The organism is Sphingorhabdus lutea (assembly GCF_001889025.1).
Classification (GTDB): domain Bacteria; phylum Pseudomonadota; class Alphaproteobacteria; order Sphingomonadales; family Sphingomonadaceae; genus Sphingorhabdus_B; species Sphingorhabdus_B lutea.
In genome coordinates this window covers 110,342-128,177 of record NZ_CP018154.1, presented here as the reverse complement: position 1 = coordinate 128,177, position 17,836 = coordinate 110,342, and the positions used below count along the sequence as shown (strand labels likewise).

The window sequence follows — 17,836 nt, the reverse complement described above, 5'->3', positions numbered from 1 at the left end:
TCTGTCAATTATTTCATATTTGCATTTTTTTGAACGGCGGCGACATAAAAACCATCCATACCGCCATGTTCCATCGCATTATTGGGCAGGACCCTGACCCCTTTTTCGGGAATAAATTCACCATTTATAGGGGCAATAGGATAGGCCGACATATCAGGCAGGACGGCGGTGAAATCGCCATGTTCAGAAAGGAATTTCTGTAATTGATCCTCACCCTCTTCGCGTTCAAGTGAACATGTGGCAAAGATAATAAATCCACCCGGCCTGACCCATTTGGCAATATGGGCGAACATTTCCGATTGTAATGCGGCCAATTTGGCAATGTCGCGATCGTCAATTTTTTGAATAATATCAGGATGTCGGCGGAAAGTGCCGCTGGCCGTGCATGGCGCGTCAAGCAATATGGCATCATAGCTTTGCGCGCCTTTCCATTTCAACAAATTATGGATGACGATATTGGCATCCATTGCCGTGCGGTCCAAATTTTGTTGTAATCGGCGCGCGCGGCGTTCCGATACATCAAGCGCGGTGACGCGGTGTTTTGCGGCGCAAAGCTGCATTGTTTTGCCCCCCGGCGCAGCACAAAGGTCAAGCACATCGCCGCTTTGCGCGTCTTTACCTTTTTGAGCCATCAGATCATTTAAGATGCGGGCGGGAATTTGTGCGGCAATATCCTGCACCCACCATTCACCCTCATCAAATCCGGGCAGGGCATCGACCGCTTGCCCGCGCGGCATGCGAATATGACCCGCCATTAAAGATATGGGTTTGACGCCTTCGATCAAATCTTGGGCCAATGTTTCGGACATTTTTTCCAAATGGCCCGCATCTTTTAAACAAAGATCCACACTGGGCGCGGTGGCAAATAAAATGCGGCTGTCCTCCACCATTTGCGGACCCCAATCCTTTAACCATTTTAACGCGGCAAAGGGGGGCATGGTCGGCGTATCGGGTAATTGCGCCTCGGCCCTTAATAATGACCCAATAACCCCATGCGCCAATTTACGCGGCCCGCCCTGTAACAGGGCAAGCGAGGTAGAAATCACCGCATGGGGCGGTGTTTCCATGATAAATAATTGCGCCAATGACATGCGCAGCACCATCCGCACCTTGGCATCTTCGGACAGGATATTTCGGGTTTGACTGTCGATTAAGGCATCAATATCAATTAAATAACGTAATGTTTCATTGGCGATGACCATTGCCATTGCCGCATCACTGGGGTTTAATTTTTTAATATAGGCATGGCGCGCCTGATCCAGATGTTCCCCGCGCCGCAGCACCGCATCCAACATTTGTAAAGCGGCGGTTCGCGCGGCCAATCCTGAAATTTGTTTTTCCATGCTGGCCGCTTAAACCATGTTGACGTGAATTGGAACTGCTATTGCAGCCTGTATTTGCCAAGCATGGGGCAATTTTATCAAATATAATATTTTTTATGCAAAAATGCGTAAATTTGCGAAAAACCCATGTCAATCGGCAAAGGGGTTTAATGCGCTGCGTCGTGGTGGGCCGCTTAAATCATGATTTACTTTACCGGTTAAATCACCGCCAGCAGAAAAACCGCCAGCAGAAAAACCGCCGTCATTTGAACCACCAGCAGAAGAATCGCCACCATTTTGGCCCATTTCATCGGCCAATTGCTGTAATGCGGCGATTCTATCCTCGGTCGCGGGATGGGTGGAGAACATGGATTTTAACCCAGTTGGCACAATGTAAAGCTGCGCAGCGGCGGGGTTGCGCTCGCTTGCTTCATTGGGGATATGCGCGGCGGGTCCGGCAATTTTTGCCAAGGCAGAGGCAAGGGCAAGCGGGTTGCCGCTTATCTCCGCGCCGGTTTTATCCGCGCCAAATTCGCGGGTGCGGCTGATTGCCATTTGCACAATCATCGCGGCAAAGGGAGCGACGAAAACTGCCAATATTCCGGCAAGTCCGGCATTGCGATCGCGAAAAAACATGCCAAAATTGGCCAGCATGGAAATGGCGCCTGCAATGGTGGCGACCATGGTCATAATCAAAGTATCGCGGTTGCGAATATGGGCCAGCTCATGCGCCATCACCCCTTCAACTTCATGATGATCAAGCATATTTAACAATCCCGACGTCGCGGCAACGGCGGCATGTTCGGGGTCGCGTCCAGTGGCAAAGGCATTGGGGTTTGGCGTGTCGATAATATAAACGCGGGGCGTGGGCATGTTGGCATTGCGTGCCAATTTGGCGACCATTGCATAATAATCGCCGCCGCTTTGTGCATCGACTTCGGTCGCATTATGCATTTTCAATACAATTTTATCGGCATTCCAAAATGTGAATAAATTCATGCCCGCTGCGACAATTAACGCCAATATCGCGCCGCCGCTGCCGCCCAGGGTAAAGCCAAGCGCCATGAATAAAGCGGTTAAAGCAGCCAATAACATGGTTGTTTTCATCATATTCATTTTGTGCTTCCCTTTACAAAAAAATTCACTCTCTATCGCTTGATATATCGACGATATAGCCGATATAAGAATGGACTGACAGTCTTTCAATATATGTAATATTGTCAATAATCGCTTAAAATCCAATGAAAAGGTGATGGAATATGACCAATGACAATGTAAATAATCATGATAAAGACGATGTTGCTGGCAATATTTTGGGTCAGAATATTAACGATACAATTAACAATACAATTGCCGATACAATAGGCGGCACAAAACGCGCGCTTCGGCGTCCGGCGCATTTGGATTTGCCCTATGATCTTCGTAAATCAGATCCCGTGCCACAGCCGCAACAGGTGGCAATGCCCGATGAGCCAGATGCAGAGCGCAAAAACCCCGTACGCTATGGCGATTGGGAGCATAAGGGTATTGCGATTGATTTTTAATCATATCGCCTCCGTCAAATAATTATGGAATATTTCGCATAATATGGGCATATCCATACTATGGTGATATATAAATGGGCAGGTTAATCCTTAAACGGCTTGGAACGGCCATTCCCACATTATTGGCAATTATATTTTTGTCTTTCGTGATGATGCGGCTTGCCCCGGGTGGTCCATTTGATGGGGAACGGCCAATTTCGGATGAATTAAGGCAAAGCTTAAATGCGGCCTATGGGCTTGATTTGCCGATTATTCAGCAATTTTTCCTATATTTGGGAAATATTGCACAGGGGGATTTTGGCCCATCAATGGTATATCGCGATTTTACCGTGGGGCAGCTTGTCGGGCAAAGCCTGCCGCTATCGTTAATGCTAGGCGGCTATGCTTTATTACTGTCTAGTGCGCTGGGTATTTTTTCGGGCATTGCCTCGGCATTATATGCGGGAAAATTGCCTGATAAAATCATGATGGGCGCGGCCACTATTTTAACCGCATTGCCCAGCTTTGTTACCGGCCCTTTATTGGCGATGATATTCGGCCTGTGGCTTGGTTGGTTTCCAGTGTCAGGCCAAGGGGAGGGACATTTATGGCTTATCCTGCCTGTCATTTCATTGGCATTGCCGATTTCGGGGGCGATTGCAAAATTAAGCAGGGCCGGATTGGCCAGCATTTTGCCACAGGATCATATCCGCGCCGCGCGCGCGCGTGGTATTGATGAATGGCGGATTATAACCCGCCATGCGCTGCGCCCTGCATTGGTACCGGTGGCAAGTTATTTGGGACCGGCGGCTGCGGGATTATTGACCGGCGCGGTGGTTATTGAAACGGTTTTTGGATTGCCAGGGCTTGGCCGATATTTTGTGCAGGGCGCGTTAAACCGTGATTACCCCTTGGTTTTGGCGGTGGTGATATTATATGCCGGTTTAATCATTTTGTTCAATTTATGCGCTGATTTAATTTATGGCTGGCTTGACCCACGCAGCAGGCAATTATGAAAATTTCCGCCTATATCCTTGCCGCCATTTTGGCATTTACGTTGTTAACCCCGCTTTTATCGCCATGGGATAATGCTAGCATAGATTGGGATAATGTGCGCGCGGGGTTTTTTGAACATGGCCATATTTTGGGCAGTGATGATTTGGGCCGCGACCGTTTGGCGCGATTGGCCGCGGGCACGGCTGTTACATTGATGGTGGCCGCCGCCGCGTCCATTGTGGCATTGGTTATCGGGGTCATTTGGGGCGGCATAGCAGGGTGGATTGGCGGCAAAACTGATGAGATTATGATGCGCATTGTCGATGGATTATATGCGCTGCCATTCATGTTTATTGTCATATTATTGATGGTTTTATTTGGCCGTTCAATATTGTTGGTATTTATTGGCATTGGCGCGGTGGAATGGCTCACCATGGCGCGTATTGTTCGCGGACAGGTGTTAAGCCTGCGTTCGCGGCCCTATATTTTGGCGGCAAAGGCGGCCAATATCTCTGCGCCGCGCATATTATGGAGGCATATTTTACCCAATATTGCGGGCATCGCCTTTGCTTATTTAATGTTAACCGTGCCGTCCGTGGTGATGGTGGAAAGCTTTTTATCCTTCCTTGGTCTTGGCGTGCAAGAACCCATGACCTCGCTTGGCATTTTGGTGAATGAGGCGGCAGAGGATATGGACATGGCACCAATGGCGTTAATATTATCGGGCGGCATGTTGGTCACCATCATTATTTGCCTCACCCTATTGGGGGAGGGGTTGAGGGTTAAATTTTTGCCGGATCAGGGGCATGATAATGGATAATAACCTGCTTTTATCCTATCAAAATACTGTCATTTCCATTGCTGGAAAACAATTTATTGGCCCATTAAATTTTGATGTTAGGGCGGGTGAAATTGTCACCTTAATCGGCGAGTCTGGATCTGGAAAAAGCATGTCGGCGATGACGCCATTTGGGTTAAGCATTGCCCATGCACATGGTGCTGTTTATTTTAATGGGGAAAATATCCTTACCCAAAATACTGCAAAATTGGCCAAGCTGCGCCGTGAACATATTGGCTTTGTGTTTCAACAACCCTTAACCGCCATGACCCCGCATCGCACCATATCGGCGCATTTGGCCGAGGCACTGGCCCAAAATCTTGATGTTCCACAGGGACAGGATGAAATGGTAAAATTGCTATTATTGGTGGGGTTGGATGATGGCGCGGCAATGCTGAATTCTTACCCGCATATGTTATCAGGGGGGCAGCGCCAACGTGTGTTAATCGCCATGGCAATTGCCCACCGCCCCAAATTGCTTATCGCGGATGAACCGACAAGTGCGTTAGACGCCCTGCTACGGCGGGAGATTATGGCGCTGCTTATACAATTATGCCGCCAAAATAATATGGCGATGTTATTGATTAGCCATGATATATTATCGGTAGAGGCCGATAGCGATAATATTATTATTTTACGTAATGGAAAAATAGAGGCAAAGGGTCGCCCGCAAGAAATTAGAGAAAATTCCCTTAAAATTGGCGATGATAATATGGACGGGCACTATGTGCGGCAATTATTAAACGCCATGCCCAAATTAAGCGATATTGTGCCGCCCATGGGGAAAATGGGGCAGGATATTTTACGGGTAAGCGACCTAAATATCAGCTTTGATAATCCCAATCGCAGTTTATTGGGGGCTTTTTGGCCATGGGGCGGGAATGATATTTCCAAAATTCGGGCGGTGAAAAACGCCAATTTAACGCTGCATCGCGGGGAAACATTGGCAATAATTGGCGGGTCAGGTTCGGGTAAGACCACGCTTGGCCGAGCAATAGCGGGCCTTGGCCCATATCAACAAGGGCAATTGACCCTATTGGGCAAGATATTGCCCATATCCCAAAAACGCAGCGCCGATAATCGGCGATTGTTGCAACCTGTATTTCAAGATCCAATGGCCAGTTTAGACCCCATGTGGCGGGTGACGGATATTATTGCAGAGCCATTATGTTCATTTTATCCCGAAATGGATCGCAAGGCACGAAGGGAGAAAATCATTTATTTATTAAATGAAGTTGGTTTGGATGAAAGTTTTTTGGACCGAAAACCGGCCAGCCTTTCGGGGGGGCAGGCACAGCGAATTGCCATTGCCCGTGCATTGGCGGCTGACCCAGAAATTTTATTATTGGATGAGGCGACCAGCGCCCTTGATCCAGTGATTGCAAAGCAAATTTGCGCTTTATTCCGCAAATTACAATCGGAGCGCGGCTTGGCATTGATTTTCATTACCCATGATGTGGCATTGGCTCGGCAAATGGCGCATCATATTGCGGTAATGGAAAAAGGCGCGATTGCCGAATTTTGCAATAATATGGATATTTTTGCCCATCCAAAGGCCGCAATAACGCAAAAATTGATCGCCGCCAGTCATTGATTTGTTTTAATTTTCTGGGATTTCTTTGCGCGGACGAATAAAAATGGCCGACCCATTTGGGCCGACCATTCTTCCCCCCATTTTAACTGGGTATTTTTTAACCGATATTAAAAGCTATATCCCAATGTGAACACGACGGCGTCGTCGTTAAAGCCTTTAAATTTTGGTGTGTCACGGTCTGTGCCAACAAATTTCAACGAACCGGTCAATTTGCTGGTAATCGCATAATCGGCGCCAATTGAATAATCGATATAATCCCCGTCTAGGCTGACCGCAGAAAGCGAACCATTATTATATCCAAAATGACCGTTTAACGTGATGGGCGTGTTGGGGATGCCGACACCCAAATCGGTGAAAACATAAATATTGTCATTGCTGCCAATTGCTTGTTGTTTGGGGGCATAGGCCGCACCAACGGTCAATTCTGCAGGACCCAATGAACCAGATAATTTGGCATAGGGTTCAAAATATTCGCTAGGGCCAACTTTGCCATTTGGATAAGCATAATATAATAAACCAACATCCAAATTTAATCCGCTGGCAATATCGCCGGACCAACCGCCATAAATGTCAAGTTCGGTATGGCCATAGGTTGGGCTGTCTTCGATAGATGAAGCCCATGTGCCGACATAAAAACCGCTTTCATGGCTTAAATCAATGCCGCCTTGAACGGCAATATCGCCATCGGAAAAACCAATGCCGCGAAAACGATAATCAGAGGTAAGCGCAACATTGCCGGAAATTTCAATTGGGCCGGGTGCTGCGGTTGCACTGTCATTTTCCTGCGCAAATGCAGCAGAAGATAATGCAGTGGTGGAAAGTGATAGGAGAAGGCCAGAAACAGCCATTTTGCCGAAATTGGCAGGAGAGGTGAACATATTTAATCCCTTTATTATAAGCGAACACATGTCCCAACGCGCGAAAATGTTGCCTATTCTGTCTGCCCATCATCTGGGCACCGTGACAATCATTTAGATTCTTTACATGGACAATGTTGCACATGCTAACAAGTATAAAATGGCAGAAAATTTGTTTTCTAATTTTCTCTGTTGCAAATGCGCCACATATATATTTGCAATATCATTGCGATTTTGATGGTTTTTTCGATATTTTCTTTGCTGTTTGGGCGTCTTTAGACAATATCGTTAATTTTGAAACCAATTCATCATCTATGGTGCGAATGTTCAAATCATGTTGTGGGAATGGAATTTCAATGTCATTTTCTTTAAACAAAAACCATAATCTTCTTAACACGGCGGAACGGATATTGCCGACGCCCTCTTCTGGATCGCTAATCCAAACCATGATTTCAAAATCCACGCTGGACGCGCCATAATTTGACCACCAAATGGCAGGCGCGGGCCGTTTCAACACGCGCGGCGTTTCGCTGGCCGCCTGTATCATCAATTTTTCGACCAGCTCCATCTCGCTATTATATGAAACGCCAACGGGAATTTTTATCCGCACCTTGCGGCTGGTATATGACCAATTTTCCACTTCATTGGTCATTAAATTTTCATTTGGAATTAAATGTTCTTTGGAATCGCGGGTAATCACGGAAACCGCGCGAATGCCAATTTTCTTTACCTCGCCAAAACTATCGCCCACAGCAATGACATCGCCCGGTTTAATCGAACGGTCCATCAATAAAATAATGCCGGCAATTAAATTACCAAATGTTTTTTGTAGGCCAAAACCAATGGCCAAACCAAATGCACCGGAAAAAACGGCAAGAGCCGTCAGGTCAATGCCCAAAATATCAATGCCAATGAAGAATGATATTATCACCAACGTGACAAGCGATAATTTCTCGCCCAATGCCTTTTGGGCATCATCCAAATTGGGGTTACGCAGCAATATTGCCTTAATCACACGGCTGCTAAGCCGGACCATGGCCAATAAAAGGATGATGGCAAAAATTCCCGATATTGCCGTCCATAATGTAAAACGATATTCCCCAATGGAAAAACCAATGGAGCTTAATATGATATTTAAGGATGTTAGGCCGCCAATTGATTGGGTGAAAATAAAGAAAAAAGCGATGATGGAAAAACCAACGGAGGCAAAATAACCAATATTTGCCGCCCGTAATAAATGGTTTAATGCCGCCGCCATGGCCAGCGCCGCCGCAAATCCAATGCAAAATTCGGCATAAATTTGCCATGACCATAATGCCAAAGCGGACAGCATGATGACACCGAATAAAAGTTCAAAAATTATTTTGGGTAGAAATTTTAACAGCTCAAATATTGTGCCTTCATGCTCCCCAAATTTGGCCGATAATTTTGGCGCGAGAAATTTGGCAATTATCCACGAAATAAACGCAGCCATGATGATTAAGGCAAAGGAGCTAAACAGCTCCACTTCATTAACGGTGTCGGGGATGCGGCCTTGAATATTTTCGATGATTTGTGATAAATTCATAAAAACATTATGGCATGTTTTTAAATGCATTGGCAAGGTCGGCGATTAAATCATCTATGTCCTCCAACCCAATATGCAGGCGGATGACCGCGCCGCTTTGCTCTGCCTCCCCATTTTTCGGCCAATGGGTCGCGCTGCGATGTTTTTCAGGATGGGTTAATAGCGCCAAGCTTTCAAACCCGCCCCAGCTATAGCCAATGCCAAATAGGCTCAGCGCATCGACAAAAGCTTCTGCCTGTTCCTCATTTCCATCCAAGATAAATGAAAATAGCCCCGAAGACCCCTTAAAATCGCGTTGCCAAATTTCATGGCCCGGACAAGAGGCAAGGGCAGGGTGCAGCACCTTAATAACCCGTGATTGTTGTTCCAACCATGTGGCAATTTTCAATGCCGATTTTTCATGCTGATCCAAACGAACCGCCATGGTGCGAAGCCCGCGTAGCGCCAAATAAGCATCATCAGGGGAAAATATTTGGCCAAATTCACGCGCAGTTTGGCGCAATTTTTTCCAATATTTCTCGGTGCTGGTCAGGCTGCCCATCATCACATCGCTATGCCCGACAATATATTTTGTGCCCGCAAGCATGCTGATATCCACGCCCTTTTCTATGGCAGGAAAGAAATAGGATGTGGCCCAGCTATTGTCCAAAATGGTGGCAATGCCGCGTTCTTTGGCTGCTGCGCAAATGGCGGGCACATCTTGCACTTCAAAGGTTAAGCTGCCCGGGCTTTCCAACAAAATGACACGGGTTTTGCCGCACATTTGGGCAATGACGTCTTGTGTGTCCATGGGTTTGTAAAAACGCGTTTCAATGCCCATGCGTTTTAACGTGCCATTAGCAAAGGCACGCGATGGATCATATGCATTATCGCTCATCATCAACACATCGCCGGGATTTAATAAAGCCATTAAGGCGCAGCTGATGGCCGCAACGCCAGAGGGGAATAATAATGTACCATGCGCGCCAGCCTCCATATCAGTCAGCGCGTCGGACAATGCCCACTGTGTCGGCGACCCACGGCGGCCATAAAAAAATTTTGTGTCGCTGTCTGATTTTACGCCGGATTTTTGCGCGGCAACATTTTCATATAAATGGGTGCTGGCCCGCCAGACGGGCGGATTGACGACCGCGCCGGTCCATTCCGGTCGGCGGCCGCCATGGGTGATTTTGGTGGCCATATTTGGCGCATTTTGATCGGTTTTTTTACCGTCCACTTCATGCGCCATTGCCAATCCAATCTACAATAATTTATGATGTTGCCTTTGGCGTGTTGGCATCGCTGCCCCATTCGGCCCAGCTGCCATCATAAAGCGCAATGTCGGTTTTGCCGAGCAATTTTGCGCCAAAAAATACCACTGCGGCGGTCATTCCCGAACCACAGGTGGTAATCATGGGTTTATCCAAATCAACGCCCGCCGCGTCAAATGCGGCACGTAAATCATCGCCGCGTTTCCATGTGCCATCGGCGTTTAACAATTGATCATAGGGCAGGTTTTTACTTCCTGGAATATGACCCGCCGCCATGCCTGCACGTGGTTCTTCGCCAGATCCAGCAAAACGTTCTGCGCCGCGCGCGTCAACCACTTCGGCATTGGAGCTGTCAATATTGGCCAGCATATCCGCCTTGTTTTTAACCAATGCGTCATCTTTCCAAACGGTGAAATGGCGGTGGCGCAAATTTGGTTTGCCCTGTTCCAATGCGTGGCCATCGGCAATCCATTTGGCAAGACCGCCATCAAGCACCGACACACTATGTGCGCCGAACAGGGTCAGCATCCACCAAATACGGGTGGCGCTTTTAAACGGGCTATTATCATACACCACAACACGGCTGCCATCGCCAAGGCCAAGCGATTGCATGCGGCTGGCGAATTTTTCGGCGCTGGGCAACATATTGGGTAAGGAGCTGTTATCGGCAATTTCGTTAACATCGAAAAATACGGCGCCGGGAATATGGCCTGCTTCATATTCGGCGCGGGCGTCATGGCCGCTATCTGGCATGAACCAACTTGCGTCAATTATCCGTAGGTCAGAGGCACCCATTTCCTTGGCTAGCCATTCGGTGCTTACTAATTGTTCCATGTCATACTCCGCGCTTGATATTAGTATAAATTGCGACTCTTGTGCGGCGCAATATAATTAGTGTAGGCGAGTGCAGGGGTAAATGTGAAGCATTAAAAAGTAAAAATCTTCATTTTTATGAACGCTTGATAAAAAAATTCATTCACGCCCCACCATGTGCAGGCCCGTGCCATGCATTTTCAACCATTTATCCGCCTGTTTGCGATTTCCTTCATATAATATGTCTAACAAGGCGTAAAATGCCTTGCTATGGTCCATATGCCGCAAATGCGCCACCTCATGCGCGATGACGGCGCGTTGCACAAATCGCGGGGCAAAATATAAACGCCAGCTTATCCTTATCGTCCCATTGGAGGAACAACTGCCCCAGCGGCTGCGCGGATCGCCAATGGAAAGGCGCGGGGTCGCTACGCCCAATTTCTGGCAATAATGGGCCAAATCTTTGGCAAAAATTTTCCGCGCCTGTGCTTTTATCCATCTGGTTATTCGCGGGGAAATATGGTCGCGCGGCCCGCCCACATATAATTTTTGTTCTTTTAATGTTACATGACGGCTGGCGGTTTCATCCCATATAATCTCCACCTCTTCGCCGCAAATTCCAATTATTGCCCGATGGTCAAAGGGGATATGTTTTGCGGCAAGTGATAATTTCGCGCTTAACCATTCGCGTTTTTTTTCCACAAATTCCAATGCTTGGCTGGTCTGGGCATAGTTGGGCATGGTGATGCGAATTTCCCGTCGCACTGGGTCGGCGCGCAGTGATATATTGCGCGCGCGCGCGTTGCGGGTGATTAAAATCGGGTAATCATGGCCGTCAATTGTGAATTGCGGGTCATAATGGTTCTTTGAGAATATGGCGCTCAATCGGTCCAGCATCATTTTCTGATATAACCCGCCCACGCACCGATTGGCCAGCATTATATATGCTTTGCGTGTCGCCGCTGATTAAATAATGCCATTCGGGCAGGGGTTGGTCATCTGCCCGCAATACATAGGAGCAGGTTGGTGGCAGCCAGCTATATTCCCTTATTCGACTGCGCGATAGGCGCAGGCAATCGGGTACAAATATTTTCCGGTGGCGATAATCGCTGCATCTTGCGCTTTCCAAATCCAATAATTTGCACGCTATATTTGTGTGATAAATATCCCCTGTGTCATCATCCTCCACCTTGTGAAGACAACATTTGCCGCATCCATCGCACAAAGCCTCCCACTCCGCACGGTCAAGTTTTTCAAGGGGAAGCTCCCAAAATTTGCGCTGGCTTTTCATCAAAATTATGGCGCCACAACCCAATTATTTAATTCGGCAAATACCTTTGCAGGGTCACCCTCATTTTCCTGTGTATTGGGATTGTCGAGCGAGATGAGCGCAATGGGTTCACCCTTTTTTCCCATTAACAATGCGGTTTGGCTGTGCCCCATTAAATAATTTTCCGGGCTGCTGCCTTCGACCTTATTATACACAACCACAAATTTTTTCGCGGCATCGGCAATTTCCGCTTCGCTGCCCGTTAAACCGATAAGGCGCGGGTGAAAGGCGCTGACAAATTCCTTTAACACTTTTGGCGTGTCGCGTTGGGGATCGACCGTCACAAAAATGGGCTGGATTAAGGCCGCCTTTTCGGGTGCCTGATTTTCTAACATTTTAAGGCCGGCCATTAAATTTTGCGTGTCAGGCGAACAAATATCGGGGCAATTAGTATAGCCAAAATAAATTAACCGATATTTGCCATCAAAATCGCTATAGCTGGTTTTACCGCCATCTTGATTGGTTAAAGTGAACGCTCCGCCAATTTTTGCTCCCGCAATGCTGCTTTCCATTGCTTGTTTTTCATCCGCCATTGTTCCTTCACCGCAAGAGGTGATAAAAGGCGCGGCCAATGATAATGACAAAGCGGTAAGAAGAAATTTTTGTTTGTTCATGACAGGTCTATCCAATTTTTGCTAAGGGGGAATCAAACATAATTCGCATTTAATGAGGCATATTCATGAAGCAGGCCAAGAAGTCCATAAACAATGACCAAAAATTCCAGCCCAATAAAGGCAAAAATTTGAAAAATGGCATAATGGCTGCGGCCTTGCTTTGTGCTGTTTCTGCAGTGCCATTTGTTCATATTGCCCCACCGGCCATGGCGCAAAATTTTTCAGACAGTTATTTATTTTTAAAAGCGGTAAAAGAATTTGACGGCACCAAAGTCAATGAAATGTTAAGCGAGCCCGGCACGGTAATTATAAACACCAAAGAACGTAATACGGGCCGCACCGCATTACATATTGTGGTGGAATCCAATAATAGCACATGGGTTGGTTTTTTATTACAAAAGGGAGCAAACCCCAATATTGCCGATAAAGAGGGAATGTTGCCGTTAATGTTGGCCACGCAATATGGCAATGCAGAGGCGGTGGATTGGTTAATCCGGTATAAGGCCGATGTCGATGGTACCAATCGCGGCGGCGAAACCGCGTTAATGCGCGCGGTGCAATTGCGAAATAAAGAATTGGTGACATTATTGCTTAATAAAGGGGCCAATCCCGACCGCACCGATTCGGTGACCGGACTTTCGGCGCGTGAATATGCCGTGCGCGATGGCCGCTCATCTGGTATATTGGCGATTATCGAGGACAAATCAGCCGATAAGGATGCGGCAACGACGGATGGTAAGAATGCGCAGGGGAAGCTGGATTTTTCGGTATTTCCCTCTCCAGAATAGGAATAATATAGATATTAAGTTAGATAAATTGATATGAATGCTTGGAACAAAATTGTCGAAATTGCACAAGGTGAAAATTTAACACCGCCAAGGCGCGTGCAAAAAAGCGATGCAGAGTGGCGCGAATTGTTAAGCGAAGAGGCATATTTTGTGACCCGCCAACATGGCACGGAACGACCATTTAGCGACGGCATGTGTTCATTATTTGAACCGGGAATTTATGCCTGTATTTGTTGCGACACCCATTTATTTGACAGCCAAAGCAAATTTGAAAGCGGCACTGGCTGGCCCAGCTTTGGCGATCCTATTGCTGAAAATGTTGTTTCCTATCATGGTGATTTTTCCCACGGGATGCAGCGTATAGAGGCACGGTGCAATGTGTGCGATGCGCATTTGGGCCATGTTTTTCCCGATGGGCCGCCGCCATCGGGTCTGCGATATTGCATCAATGCCGTGTCGCTTCGTAAAATAAGCGGTTAAGCATTTTTGTGAAAATTTCCCATCTATATGCCGAAAATTTTCCGCAATTAACCGCGCCATTTCGCCCGATTTGGGGCCCCAAAGCATCTATTTTGTTGGTCGATGATAAATTGGCAGCGCAGCTAAACCTATCCCCCGATGAGATTTTGGCCGCTTTACAAAGCGACGATGTGGCAGAAAAAACTGTCGCTATGCTATATGCGGGGCATCAATTTGGGCAATTTAACCCGCGCATGGGCGATGGCCGCGCGGCATTATTGGGGGAGGTTAGCGGCCAAAATGGCATGATGTTCGACCTGCATTTAAAGGGATCGGGCGCGACACCCTATGCCCGTGGCGGCGATGGTAAGGCGGGGCTTGGTCCGGTGTTACGCGAATTTTTAATGGCGCGGGCCATGGCGGCATTGGATGTGCCGACCACAGGTTCTTTGGCGGTGATTGAAACGGGGGAGCAAATTTGGCGCGATGTGCCGCAGCCAGGACCTGTTCCCGGCGCAATTTTGGTGCGCAGCGCGGCCAGCCATTTGCGCGTGGGCCATGTGCAATATATTGCCACCATGGGTGATGATGCGTTGTTAAGCCGCTTTATTGAATATGTGTTGAATAGGCATAATATGCGTGCCGATGCCCATGAAAATATGGCGCTGTCATTATTACAAAATGTGATGGAGCGTCAGGCGGCGTTAATCGCCAAATGGATGTCGATTGGCTTTGTTCATGGGGTGATGAATACCGATAATATGACATTATCGGGCGAAACAATTGATTATGGGCCATGCGCATTTTTGGATGAATATAATCCTGCATCCGTGTTCAGCTCCATCGACCGGCGCGGGCGATATGCCTATGGCCAGCAACCGGCCATTGGTGGATGGAATTTGGCGCGGTTGGCCGAGGCGATGTTAAGCATAATTGATGATAATGTTGAAACGGCGATTGAAAAGGCACAATCGGTTTTAAGCGGCTATACGGCATTATATGATGCGGCATGGCGGGATTTATTTGCACAGAAAATTGGCCTGTTTGAGGTGCATAAGGATGATGGCGATTTGATAAAAGAGCTTTTGACTCTGTTGGCCAAGCATAGGGTAGATTTCACCCAATTTTTTGCCGAACTTGGCCCTATATTTTTGGGTGAGAAAAAGCGCGATGCCGATAATTTTGCGGCCGGACATTTTGGGATGGATTTGGCCGTTTGGTATGAATGGAAAAATGCCTGGCAGAGCCGCCGCGATTTGGAATCCATGGATGAAATAAGAATTTTGGATGTTATGCGCCGGGCAAATCCCCTGCGCATTGCGCGAAATCATCATGTGGAGGCCGCAATAAATGCCTATATATATAAAGGCGATGACGGCCCGTTTAAGGCATTATATGCCGCGCTGTCCAACCCATTTGAACAAAGGGAGGAATGGGATATTTTTGATGCGCCACCACAAATGAACAGCCCCCCCTTTCAAAGTTTTTGCGGGACATAAGCGGTTAAGGTCGCAATATTTGTTCGCGCATTTTTTTCAACGCAAGCCGATCAAAATAGGCATTTATACCGCCGCGCGGGGTAAAATTGGGCAGGTGATTGGCATAAATTTCCGATAATGTTACGGGTATGGATATTGGACCTTTATCCCGCATATATTGGGTGATGATTTTATTTTGGAAATGCCGCACCGAATAATTTATCATCCGGCGATATTGAATTTTCCAGCTTTTGGGCGAAAAATAAGAAATAGGCTCGCAATAAAATCCCGCTTCTTGGCAAATGGCCACGCGTTCATTTTTCCAAAAATCTTCATTTTGCAAATTGGTTTTGGCAATGGAACATAAATATCCGTCATCACCGATTAAATCATCGGGCAATTTAATGTGCATTTCTTTCATACGGGTCAATAAATCACCCGACAGAGCATATAAATCGCCAAATAAATAATGTTGTTCTATCATCTCTTTACGATAATATTCGGCAGACCTGCCGTTCATTGGCGGGGCGGCCACCGCGTTCACCATGTCATTTTTGGCGAATATTTTGGCCATGGCAGCAAATGATCCTGATAAAATTTCCGCATCTCCATCGATAAAAATATTATAATCGGCAAATTGGGGTAAATCCGTCATCACAAAGCGATTCCAGCTGCGCGATTTACCGCCCTGTTCATAAATAAATGGATGCAGGCGCACTTCATCCTTTGCCAAATTACGGACAATATTGGCGGTTTCATCGGTTGAACCGTTGATAATAATATATATTGGGAAATCCCCATTTTCGGCCAAAATGGATCGAATACATTTTTCAATGCGTTCTTCCTCATTATGCGCCAAAATTATCGCCTGTAGCTGCATTTTATCGAATCAACATATATTATATCCCGCCACCATTGGCACGATATATATACCGACATGATATTATTATGGCGTTAACAGCGAGATAATCGTAAATTATACCATATTATTTTTTTGTATCGGCATAGGGGTTTTTGGGCGCGCGCAGCGTCAATCGCACCGGAACAGCGCCAAAGTCCAATTCTTTGCGTATGCCATTTAACAAATAACGGCGGTAGCTTTCGGGCAATTGGTCAACGCGTGTGCCAAATAAAACAAAGCTGGGCGGGCGTATCCGCGCCTGTGTCACATAACGCAGCTTAATCCTTTTGCCGCCTGGTGCTGGCGGTGGGTTGCGTTCCTGTGCTCCTTCAAACCAACGGTTTAATAAGGCGGTAGGAACGCGCCTGCTCCATGCCATGCGGGCATCAAATGCTGCCTTTATCATCTGGTCTGTGCCCTTGCCAGTAAAGGCGGAAACGGCAATCATCGGCACGCCTTTTAATTGGGCAAGTCCTTCATCCAATGCGCCGCGAATACCATTAAATAAGGCGCCCGTATTTTGTGCCACATCCCATTTATTTATCGCGATAATTAACGCGCGGCCTTCCTGTATGACATGGTCGGCAATTTTCAAATCTTGAACTTCCAATCCCTTTGTCGCGTCAAGCAACAGGACGACAACCTCGGCAAAATCAATGGCGCGGCGGGCATCGGCAACCGATAAACGCTCCAGCTTATCATTTACCTTTGCCTTTTTCCGCATACCGGCGGTGTCGATTAACTTTACCTTGCGATCGGGATCTACATCCTCGGGTGGGTTTTCATCATGCCACACCCAATCAATGGAGATACTGTCACGGGTAATGCCGGCCTCTGGCCCAGTAATCAGGCGGTTTTCACCCAATAAACGATTAATCAAGGTGGATTTACCCGCATTGGGCCGCCCAACAATGGCAAGTTGTAATGTCGCAGCTTCGATATCGCGGACATTATATTCATCATCCATGGTGATTTCGGGTTCTTGCGGATTATCCTCGACCCATTTGTCGATGACAGGCATTAACCCTTCATATAATTCGGCCATGCCCTCGCCATGTTCGGCGCTAATTGGTTTTGGTTCGCCAAGGCCAAGTTCATATGCCTCCATAATGCCATTATCGGCGGCCTTGCCCTCTGCCTTATTCACCACCAAAATAATGGGGACGGTGGTGCCGCGTAGCCAACGGGCAATTTCCTGATCCAATGGGGTTAATCCCACACGGCCATCAATAACGAAAATCGCGCCTGCCGCGCCGACCAATGCGGCCTCGGTTTGTTGGCGCATCCGCCCGGGCAATGTTTCGATATGATCTTCCTCATATCCCGCTGTATCAACAATGGTGAATTTAAGGTCGAACAGCTGCGCAGACCCCTCCCTCCGGTCGCGGGTAACGCCGGGTCTATCGTCAACAAGGGCCAATTTTTTGCCCACTAATCGGTTAAATAGAGTTGATTTGCCGACATTGGGCCGACCGATAATCGCAATTGTCGGCAACATGACTTATT

The 17,836-nt window shown here is 47.4% G+C and carries 18 protein-coding genes; 7 read left to right on the top strand and 11 right to left on the bottom strand.

The features are described 5' to 3' along the window. Positions 1 to 8: 8 nt before the first annotated feature. Both LPB140_RS00700 and LPB140_RS00695 read right to left on the bottom strand, forming a co-directional pair. On the bottom strand, positions 9 to 1,343 hold the full coding sequence (locus LPB140_RS00700; protein ID WP_072558249.1) for an RsmB/NOP family class I SAM-dependent RNA methyltransferase: 1,335 nt from the start codon (positions 1,341 to 1,343) through the stop codon (positions 9 to 11). 129 nt (positions 1,344 to 1,472) lie between these two features. After that, positions 1,473 to 2,438 (bottom strand): M48 family metalloprotease, encoded by a 966-nt coding sequence (locus LPB140_RS00695; RefSeq protein ID WP_083549768.1) that lies wholly within the window; start codon positions 2,436 to 2,438, stop codon positions 1,473 to 1,475. A gap of 245 nt (positions 2,439 to 2,683) precedes the next feature. On the opposite strand from LPB140_RS00695, the gene LPB140_RS12485 reads away from it, so the two are divergent. From LPB140_RS12485 to LPB140_RS00675, 4 genes are all read left to right on the top strand, one after another. After that, positions 2,684 to 2,866, top strand: coding sequence for a DUF1674 domain-containing protein (locus tag LPB140_RS12485; RefSeq protein WP_072560074.1), 183 nt, complete (start codon positions 2,684 to 2,686; stop codon positions 2,864 to 2,866). A gap of 74 nt (positions 2,867 to 2,940) precedes the next feature. Beyond that, positions 2,941 to 3,861 carry an ABC transporter permease gene (locus LPB140_RS00685; protein ID WP_072558248.1) on the top strand — a complete coding sequence of 307 codons (921 nt, stop codon included), beginning with the start codon at positions 2,941 to 2,943 and terminating at the stop codon, positions 3,859 to 3,861. Next, on the top strand, positions 3,858 to 4,661 hold the full coding sequence (locus tag LPB140_RS00680) for an ABC transporter permease (RefSeq protein WP_072558247.1): 804 nt from the start codon (positions 3,858 to 3,860) through the stop codon (positions 4,659 to 4,661). Before LPB140_RS00685 ends, LPB140_RS00680 begins: the two co-directional genes overlap by 4 nt. Beyond that, complete coding sequence (locus tag LPB140_RS00675; RefSeq protein ID WP_072558246.1) at positions 4,654 to 6,273, top strand: ATP-binding cassette domain-containing protein; 1,620 nt, start codon at positions 4,654 to 4,656, stop codon at positions 6,271 to 6,273. The genes LPB140_RS00680 and LPB140_RS00675 overlap by 8 nt, the downstream gene beginning before the upstream one ends. Before the next feature lie 107 nt (positions 6,274 to 6,380). Here LPB140_RS00675 and LPB140_RS00670 read toward each other — a convergent pair whose 3' ends face one another. From LPB140_RS00670 to LPB140_RS00640, 7 genes are all read right to left on the bottom strand, one after another. Continuing rightward, complete coding sequence (locus tag LPB140_RS00670) at positions 6,381 to 7,151, bottom strand: TorF family putative porin (protein WP_072560073.1); 771 nt, start codon at positions 7,149 to 7,151, stop codon at positions 6,381 to 6,383. 202 nt (positions 7,152 to 7,353) lie between these two features. Further along, positions 7,354 to 8,697, bottom strand: coding sequence for a mechanosensitive ion channel family protein (locus LPB140_RS00665; RefSeq protein WP_232223422.1), 1,344 nt, complete (start codon positions 8,695 to 8,697; stop codon positions 7,354 to 7,356). A gap of 7 nt (positions 8,698 to 8,704) precedes the next feature. Continuing rightward, positions 8,705 to 9,925, bottom strand: a complete 1,221-nt coding sequence (metC, locus tag LPB140_RS00660; protein WP_072558244.1) for a cystathionine beta-lyase — start codon at positions 9,923 to 9,925, stop codon at positions 8,705 to 8,707. Positions 9,926 to 9,947: 22 nt separating this feature from the next. After that, a complete protein-coding gene (gene sseA / locus LPB140_RS00655; RefSeq protein WP_072558243.1) occupies positions 9,948 to 10,781 on the bottom strand; it encodes a 3-mercaptopyruvate sulfurtransferase in 834 nt (277 codons plus the stop codon). Between the two features lie 138 nt (positions 10,782 to 10,919). Further along, positions 10,920 to 11,660, bottom strand: a complete 741-nt coding sequence (locus LPB140_RS00650; RefSeq protein ID WP_198024129.1) for a M48 family metallopeptidase — start codon at positions 11,658 to 11,660, stop codon at positions 10,920 to 10,922. Further along, on the bottom strand, positions 11,614 to 12,051 hold the full coding sequence (locus tag LPB140_RS00645) for a YcgN family cysteine cluster protein (protein ID WP_072558242.1): 438 nt from the start codon (positions 12,049 to 12,051) through the stop codon (positions 11,614 to 11,616). The genes LPB140_RS00650 and LPB140_RS00645 overlap by 47 nt, the downstream gene beginning before the upstream one ends. Before the next feature lie 5 nt (positions 12,052 to 12,056). Beyond that, positions 12,057 to 12,704 carry an SCO family protein gene (locus LPB140_RS00640; RefSeq protein WP_072558241.1) on the bottom strand — a complete coding sequence of 216 codons (648 nt, stop codon included), beginning with the start codon at positions 12,702 to 12,704 and terminating at the stop codon, positions 12,057 to 12,059. 65 nt (positions 12,705 to 12,769) lie between these two features. Between LPB140_RS00640 and LPB140_RS00635 the strand changes: the two genes are divergently transcribed. From LPB140_RS00635 to LPB140_RS00625, 3 genes are read left to right on the top strand one after another with little or no spacing between them, the layout of a single operon-like run. Next, a complete protein-coding gene (locus tag LPB140_RS00635; protein WP_232223421.1) occupies positions 12,770 to 13,492 on the top strand; it encodes an ankyrin repeat domain-containing protein in 723 nt (240 codons plus the stop codon). A gap of 33 nt (positions 13,493 to 13,525) precedes the next feature. Continuing rightward, entirely contained in the window at positions 13,526 to 13,972 is a 447-nt protein-coding gene (gene msrB, locus LPB140_RS00630; RefSeq protein WP_072558240.1) for a peptide-methionine (R)-S-oxide reductase MsrB, read from the top strand. Between the two features lie 8 nt (positions 13,973 to 13,980). After that, the gene (locus LPB140_RS00625; RefSeq protein ID WP_198024128.1) at positions 13,981 to 15,450 is read left to right on the top strand and encodes a protein adenylyltransferase SelO; all 1,470 of its coding nucleotides are present in this window, start codon (positions 13,981 to 13,983) and stop codon (positions 15,448 to 15,450) included. 4 nt (positions 15,451 to 15,454) lie between these two features. Here LPB140_RS00625 and LPB140_RS00620 read toward each other — a convergent pair whose 3' ends face one another. Together LPB140_RS00620 and der are read right to left on the bottom strand one after the other, a co-directional pair. Then, positions 15,455 to 16,288 (bottom strand): glycosyltransferase, encoded by an 834-nt coding sequence (locus tag LPB140_RS00620; RefSeq protein WP_198024127.1) that lies wholly within the window; start codon positions 16,286 to 16,288, stop codon positions 15,455 to 15,457. Between the two features lie 127 nt (positions 16,289 to 16,415). Next, the gene (gene der / locus LPB140_RS00615; RefSeq protein ID WP_072558237.1) at positions 16,416 to 17,828 is read right to left on the bottom strand and encodes a ribosome biogenesis GTPase Der; all 1,413 of its coding nucleotides are present in this window, start codon (positions 17,826 to 17,828) and stop codon (positions 16,416 to 16,418) included. Between the last annotated feature and the right edge of the window lie 8 nt (positions 17,829 to 17,836).